The organism is Maribacter aquimarinus, assembly GCF_047345505.1.
Taxonomy (GTDB): Bacteria; Bacteroidota; Bacteroidia; order Flavobacteriales; family Flavobacteriaceae; genus Maribacter.
The window spans coordinates 82713-105635 of record NZ_JBLFEO010000005.1 but is presented as its reverse complement, the minus strand read 5'-3'; the positions used below and the strand labels follow the sequence as shown (position 1 = coordinate 105635).

Here is a 22923-nt window from a genome sequence, read left to right as displayed (position 1 = left end):
TGCTGCCATTGCCGTATTTTTACGGAAAAACAATGACAAAGAAATTCTCCATGATGGTTTTTGCCCTTCTTGCCACCGGGAGTGCCTTGGCACAACATACCGTGACCCTTACCGTAAAGGGGGTGGGCAGTACCAAGGGCAAGGTAAGTGCCGCCCTGTACACCGATCAGAGAACATGGCTCAAGTTCGATCAGGTGTTCATGGCCACCTCAGAGGCGGCCGAGCAAGGCACCACGGTGCTCACCTTTACGGATGTACCCCAAGGGAACTATGCCATTGCGGTCTTCCATGACCAGAATGGAAACGGCAAATTGGACACCAACATGCTGGGCATTCCCAAGGAGCCCGTGGCCTTTTCCAAGGCCAAAATGAAAATGTTTGGGCCGCCCAGTTTTGAGGAGGCCTCTTTTATGGTGGATGGGGATGTTGCGCTCACCATTAGGTTGAACGACTAAGACCGGCCCTTTCTTTTCCGTGGACATCCCTTGGCCATTCCCTATCTTTGGTAAAAAAACAAGATGGTATTGATCGTACAATTTATGGGCGCCCTTTTGGGCCTGTTGGCCGTGGTCTTTGGTGCCTTTGGTGCCCACGCATTGAAAAAGCGCTTTACCCCTGCGCAAATGGCCAGCTTTGAGACCGGGGTGAAGTACCAGATGTACCACGCCCTGCTGTTGCTGGTGATCGGCTTCAATTTTAACCTGGAATCTTCCTTGGAGCGCTACATGGCCCATAGCTTTATGTTGGGCACCTTTTTGTTCTCCTTCAGCATTTACGGGCTTTGCCTCAGCGCTTCCAAGGGGAGGAAGTGGTCCTTCTTGGGCCCGGTGACCCCGCTGGGCGGATTGTTGTTGGTTGTGGGCTGGGCCTTGTTGGGCTACGCCTTTGTGGGCAATTTCTTCTGATTTGTTTGCTGTTCACAAAACAGGTTCTTGCACTGCTCCGGAGCTGCATCAACCCAAATCACTCTTGTGCCATCGCCGTAAATTCCCTTATGGCCGCATTGGGTGCCATAATGGTGTGGCCCTCCCAGAAAGCAGGGTCATATTGGGGCATGTACTGTGGCAGTACGTTAAAGGTTTCCTCCAAACCTTGAAAAGCGCTTTCCGTAACGGGGGTTTCGTTAAATACCACAATTTCATAAGTGGTCTTGCCGGAAAATTTGGCGTCCATTTTCAGGTGCAGTTCATTCTGTTTCCTGCGGCCCTTTATATTTTTGTTTTTTTCAATGATCTGCAGGGGCCGTTTTATGCCAATGCGGTTCCCTTTGGTGAGCTGTAAATACTTCAGCCCATAACGTCCGGTGGCATCCTTGTCAAACAACATGCTGCCCTGGGCAAGGTCTTCCTTGATGGAAATGCCCAATAATTTAAAATTGCGCAGGGGCTCCACGTTGGTGAACTCCATTTTTACCAGGGCAAAATCGTCTGAATCTATGTAGAGTTTGCCGCGGTAGGTTTCGGATCGTTTGGGCACAAAACGGATCACATAGAGGGCCTTATCGCCCATGTAGGTAAAATCTTCCAGGGTAAGGTGGTAGCGGTTGGGCTTCCACAGTACATTGTATTCCGTGTCCTTAAAAATGGGGAGCGAGGTGTGCAGCCGGCCCAGGGTGCGCCGTTTAAAAAGGGCAAAGTTTTTTTCTCGCCGTTCCTTTTCCTCCTTCTTTTTCTCCAGTTCGGCGTTGAGGTCGGCCACCTGGGTGCTGTCCACTTCCGCATCAAAAAGTTCATCCACATCCACCTTGGAACCAAACAGGCCCGATTTGATCTTGAAATAGGAGTCGGTCTTCACGTATTGCTGTATGATGCCGTTCATTTTTTCCTCCACGTTCTCATAGTTCAGCCTTTTGGCCTTGTCGTACATTTCAGAGGCCTTGATGAGTTCGATCTTGTGTTCTTCCTCCTGGGCATTGCCCCAGAGATCGCCCAATACCTCGGTGTAGTAGGTGTCCTGTTTCGGTATCGATCGGACAATGCTGTCCAGGAACTGCCGGTTTAAAACCGGTATGGTGCTTTCCTTGATGCTGTAATGGGCCTGGTCTATGGAATTGTGGTAGGTTTCCCTTAAAAACAACCGTTGTTTGGTAAAGCCTTGGCGGAAGTTCTTTTCCAGGCTGTCCTGGGTCCGCTCCAAAATTTCTTGGGCCGTGTAATTTTTGTTGGAGACAATGACCTCGCGCAGTTCAATGGCCTTTGGGGGCAGGGCAATGACGCTCCCTTCAAAATCCGCTATGGGTCTGGCCAGCGCGGCGTAGCCAATACAGGAAATATAAAGGGTGTCCGTTTCCTTTACGCCCTCGGTACCCATGGAAAAGCGCCCCTCTGCATTGGTAATGACGCCGTTGCCGTTGAGCACCACATTGGCGTAGGGAATGGGGCGTTGGTCGGTACTGTCCACCACCGTGGCGGTGAGCGTCTGTGCGGCGGCAGATGGGATGCACAAGAGGCAGCAGCACATCAGGAGGAATCTAAGGGGCATGGGCCGTGGGGTTGTTTGGCTACAAACTAACGCAAGCGAAAGCGGTTATGCCCCATTTTTTGGATTTTTTTGGGAGGTGTTTATTGTTTTTTTAACGCGGAACCGGAAATACCGTTGCTTTTGAGAAGGGCGATATATTGGATTTCAAGGGTGCGCGACGTCTTTAGGGCCCAAGAACGGACGTCCCGATCAGTGGCAGCCACAATCTTCCTGCCCACAGGCCTTGGCCGGTTTTCCCTTGGAGCGGAACAGGGATTTGGGGAGCACAAATACCTTGAGCAGGTAAAAGACCGATGCCCCTACCGTGAGATATACCAAGATGTGCTGTACCAGTTCCATATTATTTTATAGAGGTCATTAGATAGTTACCTATTTTAAATCAAATTGATTGCTCAAATGTCAGGCTGAGCGCCCGCCTGAATTGTAGTCGAGGCAGGCAGTCGAAGTCTCCCTTGGCTGGTAAATGGTTCTCTCCCGAAATTTCGGGAGCGCTCGAACTGACAATGGTAAAAATTATTAACCATTTAATAATCAAATAATTACCTTGTATGATTGATAAGCATTTATCTACTGACCTCTATTATTTTAAAAGTTGATAAGCGATGAGGGCCACAAAATACGCAAAAAGGCTCATAAATATCAATTGGGCCGTGGGCCATTTCCATGAATTGGTCTCCTTTTTTACAATGGCCAGGGTGCTCATGCACTGCATGGCAAAGGCGTAAAAGAGCAAGAGCGATATGCCCGATGCCAAATTGAAAAGGGGTTTGCCCGTCACGGGGTTCACCTCGGCGGCCATTCTGTCCTGTATGGTGGCCTCCTCATCGCTGCCCACGCTGTAAATGGTGGCCAGGGTGCCCACGAACACTTCCCTTGCCGCAAAAGAGGTGATGATGGCGATGCCTATTTTCCAATCATAGCCCAAGGGCTGCACTATGGGCGCAATGGCCTTTCCGGCGTGGCCGATGAAGGAATGCTCCAGCTTGTAACTGGCAATTTCCTGTTCCAGGGCCTGCTCCCTCAAGGTCTGTGCCTGCGCCTCCAGTGCTGCGGCCGAAACCGCGGCATTGGCTTCCCGGTAGGCCTCCAGTTGTTGGTCCACGTAGGTTTGGCTCATGGGGTTCAGGCCATCTTTTTCCATTCGTTCCGTGACAATGGCCTCCGCGTTCCTGAACTCGTCAGAGAGGCCGTTGGAGCCCAGGAACCAAAGCACAATGGAAATGGCCAGGATGATCTTTCCGGCGCCCACCACAAAGCTCTTGGTCTTCTCAATGACGGTGAGGGCCACGTTTTTGGCCAAGGGCCATTTGTAGTTGGGCATTTCCACCACAAAGAAAGAGCGGCTCTTGATGTTAAGAATTCGGTTCAGGGCCATGGCCGATAGCACGGCCGTGGCAAAGCCCAGTAGGTAGAGCAGCATCAGGGTCAGGGCCTTGTAGCCCACCCCCAGCAGGCTGCCCTCGGGGATCACCAGGGCAATGATGATCAGGTACACCGGCAAGCGTGCCGCGCAGGTGGTGAAGGGGGTCACCAAAATGGTAATGAGGCGTTCCTTCCAGTTTTCAATGTTGCGGGTGGCCATCACCGCCGGGATGGCGCAGGCCGTACCGGAGATCAGGGGCACCACGCTCTTGCCGCTGAGCCCAAAAGGCCGCATTAAGCGGTCCATTAAAAAGACCACCCGGCTCATATAGCCCGTTTCCTCCAAAATGGCCAAAAAGAGGAAAAGGAAGGCGATCTGCGGGATAAAGATCACCACGCCCCCGATGCCCGCAATGATGCCCTCTGCAATGAGGTCTGTGAAGACCCCGGGCGGGAGGTGGGTCTTCACCCATTCCGAAGCCTGGGCAAAAAAACCGTCAATGAGGTCCATGGGGTATTCGCTCCATCCGTAAATGGCCTGGAAAATGAGCAATAGGATGGCAAAAAAGATGAGGTAGCCCCACACCTTATGGGTAAGGATGCGGTCCAGGCCGGCCCTAAAGCCCTTGGCGGCGTTGGTGTCCACTTTAAGGGATTCCTTGAGGACGCCATTGATGAACTGGTAGCGCAGTATGGTCTCTTTCTGCTGTAGGCGTTTTAGTTCCGCAGGGGTCTTTACGGGCAGTGTCGAGGTCTCCTTGGCCCGCTGTTTCTCCAGGGGCAGAAAATTTACGTCTTGGGTAATGAGCAACCAAAGTTTGTAGGCATCCTCTTTTGGAAAGGTGTTGGTGAGCTCCTCAAAGTAGGAGGGGGCAATGGCAGTTATGGCCACATTGGGCTCGGTGGACAAGGCTGCACGATCGGCCAGTAGGGCTTTTAGCTGGTCAATGCCCTGGCCCTTCCTGGTGCTTACCAGGGCTATTTTGGTGTCTAACCGGGCCTCCATTTGTTCCAGGTCCAGGCTGATCCCCCTGCGGGACATCCGATCGGACATGTTGATGACCAGGATCGTGGGAATGCGCAGGTCCTTTACCTGGGTGAACAGCAGCAGGTTGCGCTTCAGGTTCTCCACATCGGTGATCACCACGGCCACGTCGGGGTGGTCCTTGTCCGCCTTGTTCAGCAGCAGTTCCACGGCCACGCTCTCGTCCAGGGAGGTGGTGTTGAGGCTGTAGGTGCCGGGGAGGTCCAGGATGCGGGCCCTTGTTCCGTTGGGCAGGGTGCAGCGGCCCACCTTTTTTTCCACGGTGATGCCGGGGTAGTTGCCCACCTTTTGGTTCAGGCCCGTTAAGCTATTGAAGACCGAGGTCTTTCCCGTGTTGGGGTTGCCCATCAGGGCCACCTTGAGTTCTGTGCTCATGCGCCCTCTGCTTTAGGTTCCGTAAGCTCAAGGGCGATCTGGGCGGCCATGGTGCGCCTTATGGCAATGTGGGTTCCGTTCACGTTAATGTAGATGGGGTCCCTGAACGGGGCCACCTGTACCAGCTCCACCTCATTTCCCGGAAGGCAGCCCAGCTCCAGCAATTTTACGGGGAGGCGTGCCCCGGCAAACTCCTTGATGATGCCTTTTTGGCCTTTTTTCAGCTGGGCAACGGTGACTTCCAATGTTTATTTAGATTGATTTTAAGTAGCGTCAAATATACAGGAAAAAAGTAGCATGGGAAACGGCTTTCCCCTTTTTTTTGGGGGCCTATTTGGCGTAGGAGGCCTTCAGGGCATCCAGGTCTTCCAGGAGGCGGTCCATTTCTTCGGCCTGGGTGCCGTCATAGAAGCCCCGGATGCGCTGCTTTTTGTCCACCAGGATAAAATTCTCGGTGTGGATCATGTCGTAGGGGCCGCCATCGCCATCGGTCTTTACGGCCAGATATGATTTTCTGGCCAGTTCATAGATCTGTTTTTTGTCTCCGGTGACCAAGTTCCACTTGGCATCGTTCACCCCTTTTTCCAGGGCATATTTCTTCAGTTGGGCCACGGAATCGATCTCCGGGGTCACGGAGTGGGAGAGCAGCATGACATCGTCGTCCTCCAAAATGGCCTCTTGGATGGTGGCCATGTTCTTGGTCATGATGGGGCAAATGGTGGGGCAGGTGGTAAAAAAGAAATCGGCCACATAGATTTTGTCCTTGTAGTCTTCCTGGGTCACCGTTTCCCCGTTCTGGTTGGTCAGGGAGAAGTCTGCAATGGTGTGGTACTTGCGCACGTGCCGTATGTCCTCGGCCACCAGTTCCTCGTTCACCATGGCGGGGGAAAAAACCGGTAGTTTTCTTTGGGGCTTCATGGCGTTGTAGAAGAGAAAGAGCACCACGGAGCCAATGCCCAAGAGGGTCAATCCCAATAACCTGAACTGTTTAAAAAAGGCGCGCATCTTTTTTTTACAAAGATACAATAGGGCGGTGATGGGGTCAAATCCCCGGCCGGCCCCACGTGATAAATAAATCTTAAAAAAAACGGGCCCTGGGAAGCAATCTTTTTTTAAGAGCGCCCAAAGGTGTACTTTTGTGCGCTAAATTCACCAGGAAACAATGGATCCCATTCTGATCAAGACCATACAGTTCTTTCTAAGTCTTTCCATACTCATTGTACTTCACGAGCTGGGGCACTACATCCCCGCCAAGATCTTCAAGACCAAGGTAGAGAAGTTCTATCTTTTTTTTGATGTGAAGTTTGCCCTCTTTAAAAAGAAGGTCGGGGAAACGGAGTACGGCATTGGTTGGCTGCCCTTGGGCGGCTATGTGAAGATCGCCGGGATGATAGATGAGAGCATGGACACCGAGGCCATGAAAGAGGAGCCCAAGGAATGGGAGTTTCGCAGCAAACCGGCCTGGCAGCGGCTCATAATCATGCTCGGTGGCGTCACGGTGAACTTTATCCTGGCCGTGATCATCTATATAGGTCTGGCCTATGCCTACGGGGAGCAGTACATCCCGGCAGACAGCCTAAAGGATGGTGTTGCGGTCACGGAAAAGGCCATTGGGGACAAGTTGGGCATACAGACCGGCGATAAGATCTTGGCCGTGGACGGCGATCCCATAGAGGATTTCAACAAAACCTATTTAAAGTTGGTGGAGGGCAACACCATGACCATAGAGCGCAATGGCCAGGTGATGGAAAAGGAGATCCCGGTGGATTTCATTGCCACCCTATTGGAAGACGAGGACCGCATGCGCTTCCTTTCGCCCAGATACCCCTTTATCATCGGGTCCATTCCGGAAGACTCCGGCAACAAGGATGCCGGCCTGGAGGTCAAGGACGAGGTGGTGGCTATTGCCGGCGATGCCTTCACCTATTTTGACGAGGCCAAGGAACTCTTGGAGAAGTACAAGGGGCAGGACGTGGACCTCACCGTGCTGCGCGAGGGGCAGGGCCGGCTCCAAATCCCCGTGAGCATCAGCGACTCGGCCACCGTGGGCGTGGGCATTGGCGGACTCAGTTTTGAGGAGCTGGAAGAACGCGGCGTGCTCCGCTTGGAGACCAACACCTATACCTTTTGGGAGTCCATCCCGGCCGGTCTGGACAAGGGCGTGAGCACCCTGACCAGTTACATGAAACAGATGAAGAAAATCTTTAATCCAGATACGGGCGCCTACAAGGGCGTAGGCGGTTTTGCCGCCATTGGGGGGCTCTTTCCCAACGATTGGAACTGGCCCGCATTTTGGGGCACCACGGCCTTTATTTCCATTATTTTGGCCTTTATGAACATCCTGCCCATACCCGCGCTGGACGGGGGCCACGTTACCTTTTTGCTCTACGAGATGGTCACCGGCAGAAAGCCCAGCGACAAGTTTTTGGAGTATGCCCAAATGATCGGTTTCTTCCTGCTCATAGCCCTGTTGTTGTTTGCCAATGGCAACGATCTGTACAAATGGTTGTTTAAATAGAAAAAGCGCTTTTTTTTGTTTGGCGAATTTTAAAAAACGCCTATATTTGCACCCGCTTTGCATTGGCAAAGCCCTATTGAAATTCCTCCTTAGCTCAGTTGGTTAGAGCATCTGACTGTTAATCAGAGGGTCCTTGGTTCGAGCCCAAGAGGAGGAGCGTTGAAAATCAAAGGGTTGCAGAAATGTAGCCCTTTTTTTTGTTTCTGATCGTAACGTATTTGCCACACAAAATAGGTTTTATGCTACCCTTTCAGTCTAAACATCCGAACATCTGTATCTTGATTCGTACCGATTCCCTGCAGCGGTTGCCCGTAGCAAGCATATAGCGGCTGGCCTCTTGCCCGGATACCGGGAGGACGAGGTTTACCTGCTCGGATGCCCCCTTCTTTTTTATCGTTTTTTTGTGCGTGCATCTCAATAATTTGGCCTACTTTTCCCTTGGGTAACAGCGAGCCACATGAACCTAAAGGACGGCGTACGGACGGCAGACAACAAGGTCTCTGAAGAGGCCAAAAAACTCAGTGCCTTTGTGCGGGACAAAAGCAAATCCCTGGTGGATCGCTTGGAGTGTTTCGAGGACATCATGAACCTGGAAGTGGGCGATACCGCCCTTACCCGCACCAAGACCCTGGAACGGGAATTCAATATTCGCCAACTCTACGTAAAGTACGAGGGAGACAACCCCACGGGGACCCAAAAGGACAGGATCTCCTTTGCCCAGGCCTACGATGCCCTGCGCCGGGAATTTGATGTGGTCTCCATGGCCACCTGCGGCAACTACGGGGTGGCCATGGCCTTGGCGGCCCACCTCGCCGGGCTGCACTGTAAGATTTACATCCCACGTTCCTACCATACCGAGCGCATTGAGGAAATGAAGCGCCTGGGGGCCCAGATCATCAGGGTGGAGGGCGATTATGAGGAAGTGGTAAGGATCAGCACCGAACTGGCCGCAGCGCACCAATGGTACGATGCCAATCCGGGAGGGCTCAACACCCCCTTGCAGATATCGGCCTATTCCCAAATGGCCCTCGAGATCTTTGAAGAACTGGGCGATGCGCCAAAGTACTGCGCCGTACCCGTGTCCAACGGCACCTTGCTGGCGGGCATTTACAGGGGGTTTGTAAGCCTCTACAAACGCGGAAAGACCTCAAGGATCCCAAAAATGATCGCGGCATCTTCCACCAAAAAGAACCCGATCATCCAGTCTTTCTTGCAGGGGCACGAGAACTGTATGGATCTTTCCCCCCAGAAAATAAGGGAAACAAAGTATAACGAGCCCTTGATCAATTGGCACAGTTTTGACGGCGAAGAGGCCCTGTACGCCATTCGGGAATCCAAGGGCGAGGCCTTTAACATTTCGGACAAAAAGATGCGGGAGATGAGCACTTTTCTCCTAAAAAAGGAGGGGCTGCGCATTCTTCCGGCATCTACCGCGGGGCTCATTGCCCTGTTGGAACTGGATGAGCGGCTCGATTTTGATCCAGACCGTTTTGTGGCCATTCTCACGGCAAAGTATTAACTTAAGAACCTACAGATGAAAAAAAAATTGGACGGCAAGGCCTTGGTCTATTGCCAAAACGCATTTAACACCCCCAACGGAAAAACCGCGCACGGCCTGGTGCGCTTCACTGAACGCTATGATGTGGTGGGCGTCATAGACAGCCATTATGCCGGTCTGGACGCGGGCAAGGTGCTCGATGGAAAGAAGAACGGCATACCCATATTCAAGGACATGGAATCGGGGATCCGGGAACTCAAGGTCACGGGCACCCTTCCCAAGACCTTGGTTATTGGCCTGGCCCCGGACGGGGGCAAACTGCCCCAAGAGGCAAGGGAAACCATTAAAAAAGCACTGCAGCTGGGCTGGAACGTGGACAGTGGCCTGCATGACTTTTTAACAAATGACCGGGAACTCATGGCCATTGCGGAGGGCAGCGGCAGCCGTGTTCGCGATGTGCGCAAAACGCCGGAGCGGGACCAATTGCATTTTTTCACCGGCGAAATAGAACAGGTGTATTGTCTAAAATTGGCGGTGCTGGGAACCGACTCTGCCCTGGGCAAGCGCACCACCGCCTGGTTGCTGGTGCATGCCCTGAGAAAGGCCGGGCGCAAGGCAGAGATGATCGGCACCGGCCAGACCGCTTGGATGCAGGGGGCCAAGTACGGGATGATCATGGACAGCTGTATCAATGACTTTGTCTCCGGCGAGATAGAGCATGCCGTGGTGAGCGCCTGGAAAAAGGAGCGGCCAGACGTGATCGTCATAGAAGGTCAGGGGAGTTTAATGAACCCCGCCTATCCCGGGGGTTTTGAGATCCTTGCCGCGGGAAGACCGGACCATGTGATCCTGCAACATGCACCAAAACGTAAGGAGTACGATGGTTTTCCGGGGTACAAGATGCACCCGCTCAAGAAACAGATCCAGGCCATTGAGGTGATCTCGGGAAAAAAGGTGATGGCCATAACCGTGAACCACGAAAACATGGCCCCGGACGAAATAGGGCCCGCTTGTGAGGCCATTGCCAAACAGACCGGCCTGCCCGCTTTTGATGTGCTGGCCCACGGCGCAGATGCATTGGCACGGCTCATTCTTGAAAAAATAGCATGATACCGCTACGCTCCCTCGTGGTTCACAAAAGCTTGATCGTGCATCAGCTGGTGCTGGAGCCCAAAAGGGTCCGGGCCGCCTATACCGTGGTAAGGAAAGACGGTACGGAGTCCACAAAAGAACTCATGTACTCCTATGGTGCGGTCTTTTTCAATGCCCAAGACCCCGCGGACATCAATCTCGGGTCCATGATGGTGGCCCAGATCGCCCTGAACTACGGACTCTTTTTTGAGGAGATCAGGTTCGATGGGCTGTTCGATGAAACGGACAGGCGTTTTCTCCTGTACATGATGGAAAACACTTCCAGGGAGATCTTGGTGAATAAGTTCCTAATGGAGAACCCCTTTCTAAAACCCCCTTATGACCAGGTGGAAGCGGTAAAAATGAAGCGCTATACGGCCGCCAAGGTGCGGTTTGTGAATACGCTGTTTGCGGGCCATGCGCTGCAAAAAAGTGCCACGGAGCCAGATATGGGCCAATACGCCATTCTGAGCAGCGGGGGCAAGGACAGCCTGCTCACTTACGGCATCATCAAGGAGATCGGGGTGCCGCACCCCGTGTTCATCAATGAGTCGGGCAGGCATTGGTTCACCGCCGTCAACGCCCACGGGCACTTTAGGTCCACCGAGCCCAACACCGTAAAACCTTGGTGCAACAGTGACCGTATCTTCAATTGGATGGCCAGGCAAATGCCGTTCATCAAAGAGCATTTTCAACAGCTGCGGGCAGATAGTTACCCCATAAGGCTGTGGACGGTGGCCGTCTTTCTCTTTGGGGTGTTGCCCGTGGTGCGCAAAAGAAATTTGGGCAATATCCTCATTGGCAATGAATACGACACCACGGTCCGGGGAAACCATGGGGGCATCTCGCACTACCACGGCCTGTACGACCAAAGCAAGTACTTTGACAATGCCTTGACGCGGTACTACCACAAAAAGGGATGGAACTGTTCCCAGTATTCCGTGCTCCGCAGTCTTTCCGAGCTGCTGATCCTAAAGATCCTGGTAAAACGGTATCCCGAACTGCAAGAACATCAGGTGTCCTGCCATGCGGCCCACGAACACCACGGCAGGATGCTGCCCTGCGGCAACTGCGAGAAGTGCAGAAGGATCATTGGGATGCTCAAGGCACTGGACGAGGACCCCGAGCGGTGCGGTTATACCGCCGGGCAGACGCAAAAGGGCTTGCAAGCGCTGGCGCAACAGGGCATAAAACAACTGGGAACGGATGCCGGCCATCTCTACCATCTCCTGCTGGCCAAGCAACTTTTGGAGGTAAACCACCATACCCGGCAACAGGCCAGACCCCATCCGGAAATAGAAAAGCTCCGGTTTGATCGTGAGCGCAGTAGGGTGGCCGATCTGCCCCGGCACGTGAGAGAGCCGCTGTTTGCCATCCTGGAAAAATATGGGAAGGGCAGCGTGCGGTACAGCGACCGAAAATGGCATACATTTACCCTGGGGAAGCACGACCTGGAGGTCCCGTATTTTTTGGATGAAAGGGGCACTGAGAACGTAATGGATGACTCCGCAAAAGACGAAGCTTAAAATTTTCAAGGGGAGCGCGCAGCGCTTATGCCCCACCTGCGGGACGCTCCAAGTTTTAATGAGCTTGTTCAGGCAATGAAAAAGATGGAGGTCAGTGGATGGTTACTTATTTTAAATGGAGTTGATGGCCAACATGTTAGACGGAGCGCCCACCCACATTGCCCTCGGGGCGGGCAGTCGAAGCCTCCTCTGGTCGGTGGATGGTTCCCTACTTTGGCCGGTATGGGGCGAGGCCGAAAGGCCAGAACCGACAACAGAAAAAAATCATTGATGCCATAACGGCCTTGTTCAGTGAATGCCCATGTATCTACGGACCTCCATAAAAACACTTGAACGGATCAAATGCGCATAACAATACATGATACCAACCGAAATGTTGATTGGCGAATGACACCCGCCTGAAACGGAACGGGCAGGTATCACCTTAAAAAAACAAATATAGAGGTCAGTAGATAGTTACCTATTTTAAATTGAGTTGATAGCTTAAATGTCAGGCTGAGCGCCCGCCTGAATTGTAGTAGAGGCAGGCAGTCGAAGTCTTCCTTGGCTGGTGCATGGTTCTCTCCCGAAATTTCGGGAGCGCTCGAACTGACAATAGTAAAAATTATTAACCGTTTTATAATCAAATAATTACCTTGTTTGTTGGATAAGTATTTATCTACTGACCTCTAAACAAATAAATAGCAACAGATGAAAAAGATGGAAAAACATAAAAAGACCTTCCTTTGGGAAGAAATGACCTGGCCGGAGATTGAAGCCTATCTCCAGACGGTGGACACTGCCATTCTGCCCTGCGGGGCCATTGAACAGCACGGTCCCCATTTGCCCTTGGACGTGGATTATTTTGATGCCAAGTACATGGCCCACAAAGTGGCCGAGGCCTGTGCGGACCCCAAGCCCTTGGTGCTGCCCCCCATTCCTTTTGGGGTGTCTTACCACCATGACGATTTTAAGGGCACCTTGAGCGTTACCAACGATGCCCTCTCCAAGTTTGTCTATGACCTGGGGATGAGCTTGGCCAAGAACGGCATAAAAAAGATCATTATCCTCAACGGCCACGGTGACAATGCGCCCACCCTGAACTATGCCGCGCAGATGATCAACCGGGACGCCAAGATCTTTGTCTGTGTGGATACGGGCGAGACCAGTGACGTTGATCTCCAGAGGTTGATCGATACCCCGAACGATATCCATGCCGGTGAGATAGAGACCAGTACCACCTTGGCCATTAGGCCCCATATGGTGCAGATGGACAAGGCCGTGAACGAGACCCTGCGGTTTGGGAGCAAATTCCTGGACTATGATGATGAGCGCAGCGTAAACTGGTACGTGCGCACCAGCAAGATTTCCGAAAGTGGGGTCATGGGCGATGCCACCAAGGCCACTGCGGAAAAGGGTGAAAAAATGTGGGGGTTGATGATCCATCACATCGTGCACCTGGTGGAATCCATCATCAACACGCCCCTGGAAGAGCTGTACCAAAAAAGATATTGATGAAGATCACCAAGACCTCCTACGAACGATTGGACCTGTCCCTGTCCGTTCCCTATACCATAGCCTACGAAACGGTGGACCGCACCACCAACTTTATCCTAAAGCTGGAGACCAACACCAAAATGGTGGGTTATGGCTGTGCGGCCCCGGACGCAACGGTAACCTCCGAAACCGCGGAAGAGGTGGAACGGGCCATAAAGGACATTTTGGTGCCGTTTCTAAAGGGAAAGGACCCCTTTGCCTATGCCCTGCTCCTGACCGAGCTGAAATCGCTGCTGGGTACAAAATCATCGGCCCTGGCCATGGTGGACATGGCCCTGCACGACCTGATCTCCAAAAAGGCCGGTGTGCCCCTGTACCGGTTTTTGGGCGGGTACCGCAACCATATCCCCACCAGCATCACCATTGGTATTTTGCCCCTGGAAGCCACCTTGGTGCAGGCCAGGGAATTTATGGAACAGGGTTTCTCCATCATAAAGGTCAAGGGAGGCGCGGATGTGGAAGAGGATATTGCCAAGATGCGCAGACTTCGGGAGCTGTACCCCAAAGCCGTCTTTCGGTTCGATGGCAACCAAGGATATTCGGTGGCGGAGTCCTTGCGTTTTTTTGAAGGCACCCGATCCGTGGGCATCGAGATATTTGAACAGCCCACACGGGTGGACCAGGACGAAAGTCTGGGCAGGGTCACCCAGGGCACCAACATTCCCGTAATGGCAGACGAGAGCCTAAAAACGCTCAAGGACGCCTTTAGGTTGGCCCAGAACGAACGCATTGACATGATCAACATTAAATTGATGAAGGTAGGGGGCATTTTAGAGGCCACCCACATTAACTCGGTGGCCAAATCTGCCGGCCTGGAAGCCATGGTGGGCTGTCTGGACGAATGTGCCCTGGGCATTGCGGCCGGCCTGCACTTTGCCCTTTCGCGCCCCAACATTCACTATGCGGACCTGGACGGCCACCTGGAGATCATGGGCGATCCCTTTAAGGAGCTGTTCAACATCAAGAACGGCGTGCTGCATCCCACGGCGCACCCGGGGCTTGGAAAAATCGACCTTTGATCCCCAAGGGGTAGGGGCAAAACCACGGCCGCACCCATGCACATAAAGTTTTACTATCCCTTCGGCTCCCTGCCATGCCGATCGCCAAGGCGATGCCCAAGCTAATATCGCAAAAGTGCCGATTTTATTGGGGTGCACCCTTATGGTGAACCTCCAATACAGTATCTGGGTTCAAGGGGAATGGCCCCTGATGGTGACATAGGCACCCCTTGAAAGGCTTCGGGCTGGGAACGGCCCTTTTTCGGCCTAAAAAGTTAAATAATGTTTAAAATAGTACCTTTTTATACATAGTACTGTAACGAAAAATGAAATGTCTCGTCTCTTTAAGTGTAGTGCCACTGGGCATCACGTTTTAATCATCAATCATCAAAAAACAAGAAAAATGAAAGCAAGCATCACGGCCACGGCCACAGAATCCAGAACGGGCAGGTATTTTTCCACATTGGGCAACAGCAAACGGGCGCAATGGGCGCAGTACCGAAATTATAACCGCTGAGAACAGGTCTTCGGTGCATCGGTGCTTTTCGGAAGGCAAATCGTACAAGTCGGCACATTTTTTTTATATCACACCAGGATCATCTCATTTTTGTAGGGTAAAATAGAAATCATCAATCATCAAAAAACAAGAAAAATGAAAGCAAGCATCACGGCCACGGCCACAGAATCCAGAACGGGCAGGTATTTTTCCACATTGGGCAACAGCAAACGGGCGCAATGGGCGCAGTACAGACATTTTAACCGATAACATCATTTCCCAATTGATTATCAGCTCTAGCTGGGCCATGCCTTATTTTACTTTTTTGAAGGCCAATAAAACAAGTCAATTTCTTTGGCCCATTTCCAAAAGAGCATTGGTATGACCACTAGGCGGCAGATTCACTTAAAGGCGTAAGTTGGGAAAAAAACGAACCGTCATGAAAATCATCATCAATCACCTCCCCATCCAAAATGGCAAGGCCGGTTTCGCTTCTCCCCATATAAGGAGCAAGCGCATTAGGCCAAACATTGAGGTTGGGCGGCGGGGCCATCTGGAGGTGGCCCGGCCGTAAAGGAAAAAGGGACCGGAGCGCAACGCTCCAGTCCCTTTTTTTATGGTCTTTGTCGCATGCTAAAAAGCGGTCAGGTCTTTTTGGTTTCCCCAAATGAACCAAGGCTTTGGTATAAACAACGAAGTGCAAGGGCAGCAGTACTTGGCAAAGTTCCGTTTGTTGCCTTTGGGGTCTTAGCCAATAGATCCGTCTTCGTTGTCGTAACCTTCCCTAAGGGCTATCCCGTGGGCAGGCCGGTCATGGAGAAGATCATCACGAACAGGGCCACGGTCTCCACAATGCCAATGATCATGATGTACTTGGCGGTGTCGTTTGCGCCGGCCGCGATGGCATCACAGGCCCGGGCCCCCACTTTGCCCTGGAAGATGGCCGATCCCGCCATGGCCGCCCCGGCGGCAATGCCCATGATCAGCTGCCAGGGGTAGGAGTCTGCGGCCAGATTGGCATCTGCAATGGCATTTTTCAGGATCAGTCCGTAGAAGACCTGCGAAAGTGGGGCACCCACAAAAATGAGCATGGCCGTTGCCGCCTTTTCACCGCTGAGGATCATTTTTTTCCAGGAGCCTATGGCGGCCATGCCCGCAATCCCCGTACCTATGGCAGAGCCAATGGAGGCAATGCTCAGTGAGGTGCCCATATCGCCCAGGCCGTTTACCGTTGTCGTTAAAAATGCCATATCTATCATAATGTTCCAAGTTTAAGGTTCTGCTATTTTTAGTTTGATGTTGTCTTGTTCCCTGGGTCCGGCCCCTTGCTCGCGGAGAGGGTAAAGGGGTTGTAGGCCACTCCGGAGAAGTCCACCCCCAGGTGCCCGGCAAATTCCAGCATGTTCAGTCGGATGCCGTGCACCATCACGGCCATCAGCGCCAGGGCAATGTTTAGGCCGTGCCCCAATAGGAGCCCCACGGCGGCCATTAACAGCTCCAGCAGGCCCATGCCGCCAAAGCCGTTGGGTGCGATCATTCCGTTGAAGCTGGTGGCCACGGCCACCGTGGCCATGCCCACGGCAAAGAGGCGCACGTAGGAAACAATGTCGCTAAACCCATTGATCAGGCTCAGGGGCAAATTGCCCAAGGAAATGGCCATGCTCTTGAAAAAATTGGTGCTCTCGGCAGAGAAGAGGGCCACCAGCAGGGCGCCCGATCCAAAGAGCCACATGCTCCAGGAGGGCATGGGCTTGCCCAATACCAACTGCTCCACCACCAGGAAGAGGCTCCACACCAGGGCGATCCAGCCCACTTCGCTCAACACCTTGATGGTATTGATGAACTGCAGCCCTTTTACCAAATGGGCAATGGTAAGGTGCACGGCGCCGATCAAAAAGGAAAGGTGCATCATGAACTCAATGTTGTCCACCCCAAAACTGGCAATGTTGGGAATGATCATGGCCTGTGCCCAAGGTTGGGAGGCCAGGTATTCAGATCCAAAATAGGTGCCGCTGAGCACGCCCCAAACCATGGTGCCAATGCTCAAAACACAAATGAGCAAGCGCGCCTGTGACGGTATCTTTTTCCATAGCAACAGCGTAATGAGGAGAAAGAGGGCCCCGTAACCGGCATCGCCCACCAACATGGCAAAGAAGAGGGCAAAGGCGATCAAGAAGTAAATGGAGACGTCCACCTCCTTGTAGCCCGGGACAATGTCTATGAACTTCATCACCGGATTGATGATGGAGATCCATTTCGGATTTTTAACGTACACCGGTACGTCTTCCAGATTTTCGGGTTCTTCTATGGCGTAGCCCCAATTATTTGCCGCTGCCACTTTTTTGAAGGCGTCCACCTCGGTTTTGGGGAGGTATCCCCTGAGGTATTTTACGTGTCCCTCCACATCGCCCATCCCTTCCAGGGTGCGTTGTGTGCCCAAACGGTCCCTGCAGAGGCTTTCATAATCGGCTATGGTTTCCAAGTGGGGCACTTGGTCTGCTAGGTATTGGTCCAGTTGCGCCCATTGCCGTTCTTTTCGCTGCAGTTGTTCCAGGAGGGTGGCGTGGTTTGCTTTGGGGAGTTTCACTTCCTTGAGGCGCAAGCGCTCTTCGGGGGTGCGGCCGATCAACACGGTCCTGTGCACGCCGTTTTTCTCGCCCAGGGAAAGGTGGCGGTGTCCTTCCGGCACGATTGGGGGCGGGCCTTCCGTTTCGTAGAGGCGCAGGTAAAGCCCCTTTTTCTTTAACTGGAGCACTTCTTGTGGTTGCACGTCCGCACCCCAAGTGGCATAGACCTGTATGTTCTCTTGGGTCCGTTCTATTTTTTGTTTGAGCGCTTCCCTGACTTCGGATGTTTTAAGGATGCGGTCCACCAGCTGTTTGGGATCGTCCAACGGTGGGGCCGGGGGCGCATGCTTTGGATGTTTGGTGCCGTTTGCCGTTCCCCGGAGCATGTCCAGGGCTTTGGTGGCCCGCTGCAGGGCTTCGGTACGGGTCTCCAGGGACCTCCCTGCCGGGGTCTTTACCTCCTTGATGTCCACCACCCTGAGTTCGCCCAGGCGCTGCACGGTGGCATCCACCTTTTGGGCGGTGGTAAATAGGGCAATTTCTTTCATGCGCACAATCATACGGCCGCGGTTTTGGTTTCTTTTTTCTTTTTTACCAGTTTGGCACAACCAATGGCCAGGCGTTCCACATCGCCCAGGTAAATTTCAATTTTGCGGATGTTGTGCTTGGTCTCTGGGATAAAGACCTCTTTCAGGGCGTTTTTCATGCGCCGGGCCTCGGCCAGTTCTTCTTGCAGCAGGTCCAGGTTGCGCTGCTCCATGGCCATCATGCTGCGGTTGGTCTTCTGTTCCTTGATCACTTCCACCGCGGCATCTGCCCAAAGGGGCGTGGCCATCAGGTCCATTTCGGTTTCCGTAAAGTCAATGGAGGCAAAGGAGGCTATGGCCACCCCGGCAATTTCCTGCTTGGTGGTGTGCATCTGTTTTACGGACACCAGATGGGAAAGGTCCAGCCCCTCTTCGGCCATCACGGCCGCCCAGGGCTTGGTGGCCGCGTGGGTTTCGGCTATGGCTTTCCGAAGCCTTTTTATGTTCCCCTCTATGCGCACTACCACTTCCTTGAGCTGTTGTTCCTTCATTTCAAAGACGGGAAGCGCGGTCTGGTATTCCTTGAGCTCCACCTTTAGGGCGGCCAGGGTATTTTTGTTCATCAGGATCTTTGCGGCCATGATCAGTCTTTTTTTGTGGCTTGGTCAAACAGTTCCAGTCCTTTGTCGGCATCAAAGCTCCACCACCGCAACAGCAGCAGCAGTTTGATCTTGTAGCCCACCAAAGCGCTGAAATTGGCATAGTGCCCGGCACAGAGCTCCTCCACTTTTTGCCATTGCAGCCTAAGGAGCTGTACTTCCTCTTCCAAGGGGTTGCCCGGCGTCAGGGGAAGGTGGGTCTTTCTTTGGCCGGAGCCGTCGTCCTGGCCCCTTCTCTGCAAGCGCAACTGCCGCAATTGTTGGCGCATCTGGAGCAGGAAACCTGAAAATTGGGCCACAATGGGGTTTTGGTGGTCCCGGAACCGGCCTTGGTGCAGGGTGCTCAGCTCCAGGGCCCGCAGTGTTTCATGGTCGCCGTTGTCCAGAAAGGGCCTGGCCTCGGCGTCCAGTATTTCCGGAACGCTTTTTTGGTTTCCCAGGGGCCCGGCGTATTGTTGTAGGAGTTGGGTCACCTTTGCACGGGTCTCGCCACCATCGTCAAAGTGGAGATGGGGGAGACTTGCCATAAGGTATTCCAGGTTGCCTGCCAGCATGGTCATCATTTTTGGTTCAGGAGCGCTGCCCATTTTGGGCTCAGGTGTTCCGCGAGCACATCGGCCACGGTCCCTGGGGTCACGGTGTAGCTCCAGCCCGCGCCTTTTTTTCCTATGTCCAACCGCTTCAAGACCTTGGTGTGGGCCGTGATCTCCGCGGATTTGTTGGTTTTCTTGAGTTCTTGCAACAGCTGTGGCGCCAGCTGTTCCCCGAGGTCTTCGGAAAGGGTGAGTTGGGCGTCACTGCCCACATTTTCCACGGCCTGCACCACTGCTTTCTTTAGCAGTTCCGGGGAAAAGGCATCGGCAATGTCCTGTTCCAGGACTTTTTTGAGCATGCCAAGGATATCGTTTTTCAGGGCCACATTGACGTCCCTGGCGGCCTGTTCCAGAGCGGTCTGGCCCTTGTTCAAGGTATCATGGGCCTCTTTTTTTGCCTGTGCCAGGAGTTCTTCCCGCTCTGTCCTTGCCTTGGCCACAAGGGCCTTGGCCTCTTCCTGCGCTCCCTGCACTATGGCCGCTGCCTCTTTTTCCGCTGCCTCAATGGCCTCGGTCTTTAAGGTGGTGATCAGATTGTTCAGCGTGGTTTCACTCATTTTCCGTGTCTTTTAAGATTTTGAAGCTTCCTTTTTGGGGCCAATATTCGGCAATAAGGTCGGAGGAGAGTCCCACCTCTTCCTTTTTAAAGTGGTTGCTGAGGATGTCCCAGCAGAGGTCCAGGGCATCTTCCAGTTCCAGATAGCGAAAGGGGTCCATCAGTTCGCGCTGAAAGGTTTTTCGGTAGTCCAACAGCCGTAGGGAGTAATCGTCCTTGACGGAGCCGAACTTCTGTGCCTTTACCCGTTCTTCGGCCTCGGAGAGGAGGCGTGCCATGGCGTTCATGATGTTCCTGTGGTCCGATCGGGTTTTGTCGTTCACCTGTTGCTTCAGACGGCTCAGGGAGCCAAAGAGTTCCAGGATGCCATCCTTCATGTAGAACTGTCCCTCGGTAATGTATCCCGTGTTGTCGGGCACGGGGTGGGTCACGTCGTCCATGGTGGTGACCCCCAGGATGGTGAGGCTTCCGGCCCCGTCTATATCGGCCGCCTTCTCGTACCTGCTGGCCAGTTGGGAGTAGAGATCGCCGGGATAGCCCTGGTTGGCCGGGATTTGATCTTGGGCGTTGGCCACTTGGCGCAGATAATCGGACCATTGGGTCATGTCCGAGAGCAGCACAAAGACGTTTTTTCCCTGTAGGGCAAACTTTTCGCCCACGGCCAGGGCCAGGTCCGGCACCATCAGGCCTTCCACAATGGCGTCCCTGTGGGTGTGCACGAACATAATGGTCTTGTTCTTGCTTCCCGCGTCCTCTATGCGCTGCCGGAAATAGTGGTACTCGTCGTATTTGAGCCCCACCCCGCCAATGATGATCACATCGGCATCGGTCTGGGTGGCAATGTTGGCCAACAAGCGGTTATAGGGTTCTCCCGCCTTGGCAAAAATGGGAATTTTCTGGGAGCGCACCAGGGTGTTGAACACATCGATCATGGGCACCCCGGTACGGATCATTTCCTTGGGGATCTTTCGTTTTACGGGGTTTATGGAGGGCCCCGCCACCCGTATTTGATCGGCCATGAGCTCCGGGCCGCCGTCTATGGGGGTACCGTTTCCGGAATAGACCCTGCCCAGCATATCGTCTGAAAAACCCACCTGTACCGGCTTGCCCAAAAAACGGATCTTGCAGTTCGTGGCCACCCCAAACCCACCGCCAAACAGCTGTAGGGTCACGTCCTCACCGTTCAGGGCAATGACCTGGGCAAAGGCTTTGGCACCGTCCGGATAGATGACCTCCGCCAGTTCCTTGTTGTGCACGCCACTGGCCTTGATGCTCAGAATGGCGCGCCCAATGCTGTCTATGTTGTCATACGTTTTCCTTAACATGGGCCATTTGTTTGATTAGTTTTTCCAGTTTGCTTCGCTGTTTGTCAAAGTTGGCATCGTCCAGGGGCAGGTAGTTCCAATCCATAAAGGCCTGCCTAATGAAGTTGAAGTGCGAGCGAATGGCCTCTTTGCTCTCCAGGGCCACGGGGGCGTCAATGGCTTCCTTGACCATGTTGAACATCATCCGTAAACGTTTGGGGTGGGTTACCCCGTCCACCTCGTTGAAACTGTTCTGTTGCAGGAAGACCGCATCGAGCAGTTCCGATTTTTGGTAACGGATGTAGGATTCGTCCGTGATGCCCTTTTCGCCCATCAGCAGGATATTGGAGGCGATGGACTTTCCATCGCGCAGCAGCTCCATCAAATAGGCCACTTCTTCCGGTTCCAGGAGCGATGGGTATTTGGAGGCACTGTCTATACGGTCTATGGCCGGATATTTACGGGCGTCGCTCAGGGCCCGGGACAGTCCCCAAAAGGCCCCGGTGCTCAGCAGGGTGGCCTGGGTCACGGGCTCGTCAAAGTTGCCTCCCGCAGGGGACACCGTGCCTATGATGCTCAGCGAGCCTTGGTTGTTGTCCGGCAGCAGTTCCACGCCGGCGCGGTCGTAAAAGGCCGCGATCAGGGTGGAGATGTACATGGGAAAGGCCTCCGGACCTGGAATTTCCTCTTTTCTTCCCGAGGTTTCCCTCAGGGCCTGGGCCCAACGGGAGGTGCTATCTGCCAAGATCAGTACGTTAAGGCCCTGTTTCCGGTAATATTCGCCCACGGTGGTGGCCATGTAGACCGAGGCCTCCCGTGCCGCCACCGGCATGGAGGAGGTATTGCCCACAATATAGGTGCGGTCCATCAGGGATTTTCCCGTTCTGGGGTCGATCAGCTCCGGGAAGTCCTTGAACACTTCCACGGCTTCGCCCGCCCGCTCGCCGCAGGCGGCAATGATCACCACATCGGCCTCGGAGTGCCGGGCCAGACTGTGCTGCAGTACGGTCTTTCCCGCACCAAAGGGGCCGGGATTGCATGCCGTGCCGCCGAAGGCAATGGGAAAGAGGGCGTCCAGGATACGGATGCCGGTGGGCATCGCCTTTTCGGGCACCGATCTTTCGTGGAAGGGCATGGGCACCTTCACGGGCCAGTCGAAGGCCATGGTCAATTCCATTTTTTTTCCGTTGGCATCGGTGAGCTGGGCAATGGTCTCGGTAATGGTGTAATCCCCTTCTGGCGCAATGCTTTCCAGGGTATGTTCGCCTTTTAGGGAGAAGGGCACAAAGATCTTGTGCTCAAAGATCTTCTCCGGTACGGAGCCCAGCACACTGCCCCCGGTCACGGTGTCTCCCTTGGCCACTTTTGGGGTAAAGTGCCATTTGGTGGTATTGTCCAGCGGTGCCACCTCCATGCCGCGTTCCAGGAACCATTCTGTCTTGGCCAGCTCGTACAGCGGGTTTTGCAGTCCGTCCGTTACGGAGCCCAAGATGCCCGGCCCCAGTTTAACGGCCAGGGGCAGTCCGGTGAATTCCACGGTATCTCCCACCTGCATCCATGCGGTGTCCTCGAACACCTGCAGGTACACCACGCCGCCGGGCTTTACATCGATCACTTCAGACTTGAGTCTTTTGCCGCCCTCGATCAAGATAAAGGCCACCTCGCCGTTGATCACCGGCCCACTGCTCACGGTGGCGCCCACCAGGGATTCGTTCACACTTACTACTTTTCCTTTGGTCATACTGTTCTTG

General features: G+C 53.6%; 21 protein-coding genes and 1 tRNA gene. 10 read left to right on the top strand and 12 right to left on the bottom strand.

Annotated elements, in window-relative coordinates:
* Positions 1 to 32: 32 nt before the first annotated feature.
* The gene (locus ACKWCC_RS05255; RefSeq protein ID WP_413994865.1) at positions 33 to 455 is read left to right on the top strand and encodes a DUF2141 domain-containing protein; all 423 of its coding nucleotides are present in this window, start codon (positions 33 to 35) and stop codon (positions 453 to 455) included.
* Between the two features lie 63 nt (positions 456 to 518).
* Complete coding sequence (locus ACKWCC_RS05250; RefSeq protein ID WP_413994864.1) at positions 519 to 905, top strand: DUF423 domain-containing protein; 387 nt, start codon at positions 519 to 521, stop codon at positions 903 to 905.
* A gap of 58 nt (positions 906 to 963) precedes the next feature.
* Here the strand turns inward: ACKWCC_RS05250 and ACKWCC_RS05245 are convergent, their stop codons facing one another.
* From ACKWCC_RS05245 to ACKWCC_RS05225, 5 genes are all read right to left on the bottom strand, one after another.
* Positions 964 to 2481, bottom strand: coding sequence for a carboxypeptidase-like regulatory domain-containing protein (locus ACKWCC_RS05245; RefSeq protein ID WP_413994863.1), 1518 nt, complete (start codon positions 2479 to 2481; stop codon positions 964 to 966).
* Between the two features lie 189 nt (positions 2482 to 2670).
* Entirely contained in the window at positions 2671 to 2820 is a 150-nt protein-coding gene (locus ACKWCC_RS05240) for a hypothetical protein (protein ID WP_413994862.1), read from the bottom strand.
* 241 nt (positions 2821 to 3061) lie between these two features.
* Positions 3062 to 5263: a ferrous iron transport protein B gene (gene feoB / locus ACKWCC_RS05235; protein WP_413994861.1), complete on the bottom strand. Its 2202-nt coding sequence runs from the start codon at positions 5261 to 5263 to the stop codon at positions 3062 to 3064.
* Positions 5260 to 5508 (bottom strand): FeoA family protein, encoded by a 249-nt coding sequence (locus ACKWCC_RS05230; RefSeq protein WP_413994860.1) that lies wholly within the window; start codon positions 5506 to 5508, stop codon positions 5260 to 5262. The genes feoB and ACKWCC_RS05230 overlap by 4 nt, the downstream gene beginning before the upstream one ends.
* Before the next feature lie 85 nt (positions 5509 to 5593).
* A complete protein-coding gene (locus ACKWCC_RS05225; RefSeq protein ID WP_413994859.1) occupies positions 5594 to 6268 on the bottom strand; it encodes an SCO family protein in 675 nt (224 codons plus the stop codon).
* A gap of 157 nt (positions 6269 to 6425) precedes the next feature.
* Here ACKWCC_RS05225 and rseP point away from each other — a divergent pair, with 157 nt between their 5' ends.
* From rseP to ACKWCC_RS05185, 8 genes are all read left to right on the top strand, one after another.
* Positions 6426 to 7781, top strand: a complete 1356-nt coding sequence (gene rseP / locus ACKWCC_RS05220; RefSeq protein WP_413994858.1) for an RIP metalloprotease RseP — start codon at positions 6426 to 6428, stop codon at positions 7779 to 7781.
* Positions 7782 to 7864: 83 nt separating this feature from the next.
* A tRNA-Asn gene (locus ACKWCC_RS05215) sits at positions 7865 to 7938 on the top strand.
* 300 nt (positions 7939 to 8238) lie between these two features.
* Complete coding sequence (locus tag ACKWCC_RS05210; RefSeq protein WP_413994857.1) at positions 8239 to 9300, top strand: pyridoxal-phosphate dependent enzyme; 1062 nt, start codon at positions 8239 to 8241, stop codon at positions 9298 to 9300.
* Between the two features lie 15 nt (positions 9301 to 9315).
* A complete protein-coding gene (locus tag ACKWCC_RS05205) occupies positions 9316 to 10389 on the top strand; it encodes a DUF1611 domain-containing protein (protein WP_413994856.1) in 1074 nt (357 codons plus the stop codon).
* Positions 10386 to 11936: a hypothetical protein gene (locus ACKWCC_RS05200; RefSeq protein ID WP_413994855.1), complete on the top strand. Its 1551-nt coding sequence runs from the start codon at positions 10386 to 10388 to the stop codon at positions 11934 to 11936. The genes ACKWCC_RS05205 and ACKWCC_RS05200 overlap by 4 nt, the downstream gene beginning before the upstream one ends.
* Before the next feature lie 690 nt (positions 11937 to 12626).
* The gene (locus tag ACKWCC_RS05195; protein ID WP_413994854.1) at positions 12627 to 13430 is read left to right on the top strand and encodes a creatininase family protein; all 804 of its coding nucleotides are present in this window, start codon (positions 12627 to 12629) and stop codon (positions 13428 to 13430) included.
* Positions 13430 to 14491 (top strand): mandelate racemase/muconate lactonizing enzyme family protein, encoded by a 1062-nt coding sequence (locus tag ACKWCC_RS05190; RefSeq protein ID WP_413994853.1) that lies wholly within the window; start codon positions 13430 to 13432, stop codon positions 14489 to 14491. Before ACKWCC_RS05195 ends, ACKWCC_RS05190 begins: the two co-directional genes overlap by 1 nt.
* Before the next feature lie 914 nt (positions 14492 to 15405).
* A complete protein-coding gene (locus ACKWCC_RS05185; protein ID WP_413994852.1) occupies positions 15406 to 15540 on the top strand; it encodes a hypothetical protein in 135 nt (44 codons plus the stop codon).
* A gap of 217 nt (positions 15541 to 15757) precedes the next feature.
* Here the strand turns inward: ACKWCC_RS05185 and ACKWCC_RS05180 are convergent, their stop codons facing one another.
* From ACKWCC_RS05180 to ACKWCC_RS05150, 7 genes are read right to left on the bottom strand one after another with little or no spacing between them, the layout of a single operon-like run.
* A complete protein-coding gene (locus tag ACKWCC_RS05180) occupies positions 15758 to 16225 on the bottom strand; it encodes a hypothetical protein (RefSeq protein ID WP_413994851.1) in 468 nt (155 codons plus the stop codon).
* A 29-nt stretch (positions 16226 to 16254) separates the two neighbouring features.
* Positions 16255 to 18093, bottom strand: a complete 1839-nt coding sequence (locus tag ACKWCC_RS05175) for a V-type ATP synthase subunit I (protein ID WP_413994850.1) — start codon at positions 18091 to 18093, stop codon at positions 16255 to 16257.
* Positions 18090 to 18701: a V-type ATP synthase subunit D gene (locus ACKWCC_RS05170; RefSeq protein WP_413994849.1), complete on the bottom strand. Its 612-nt coding sequence runs from the start codon at positions 18699 to 18701 to the stop codon at positions 18090 to 18092. The genes ACKWCC_RS05175 and ACKWCC_RS05170 overlap by 4 nt, the downstream gene beginning before the upstream one ends.
* A gap of 2 nt (positions 18702 to 18703) precedes the next feature.
* Positions 18704 to 19273: a hypothetical protein gene (locus tag ACKWCC_RS05165; protein WP_413994848.1), complete on the bottom strand. Its 570-nt coding sequence runs from the start codon at positions 19271 to 19273 to the stop codon at positions 18704 to 18706.
* Between the two features lie 5 nt (positions 19274 to 19278).
* Positions 19279 to 19869, bottom strand: coding sequence for a hypothetical protein (locus ACKWCC_RS05160; RefSeq protein WP_413994847.1), 591 nt, complete (start codon positions 19867 to 19869; stop codon positions 19279 to 19281).
* Positions 19862 to 21193 carry a V-type ATP synthase subunit B gene (locus tag ACKWCC_RS05155; protein ID WP_413994846.1) on the bottom strand — a complete coding sequence of 444 codons (1332 nt, stop codon included), beginning with the start codon at positions 21191 to 21193 and terminating at the stop codon, positions 19862 to 19864. Before ACKWCC_RS05155 ends, ACKWCC_RS05160 begins: the two co-directional genes overlap by 8 nt.
* Entirely contained in the window at positions 21174 to 22913 is a 1740-nt protein-coding gene (locus tag ACKWCC_RS05150; protein ID WP_413994845.1) for a V-type ATP synthase subunit A, read from the bottom strand. Before ACKWCC_RS05150 ends, ACKWCC_RS05155 begins: the two co-directional genes overlap by 20 nt.
* Positions 22914 to 22923: the final 10 nt, after the last annotated feature.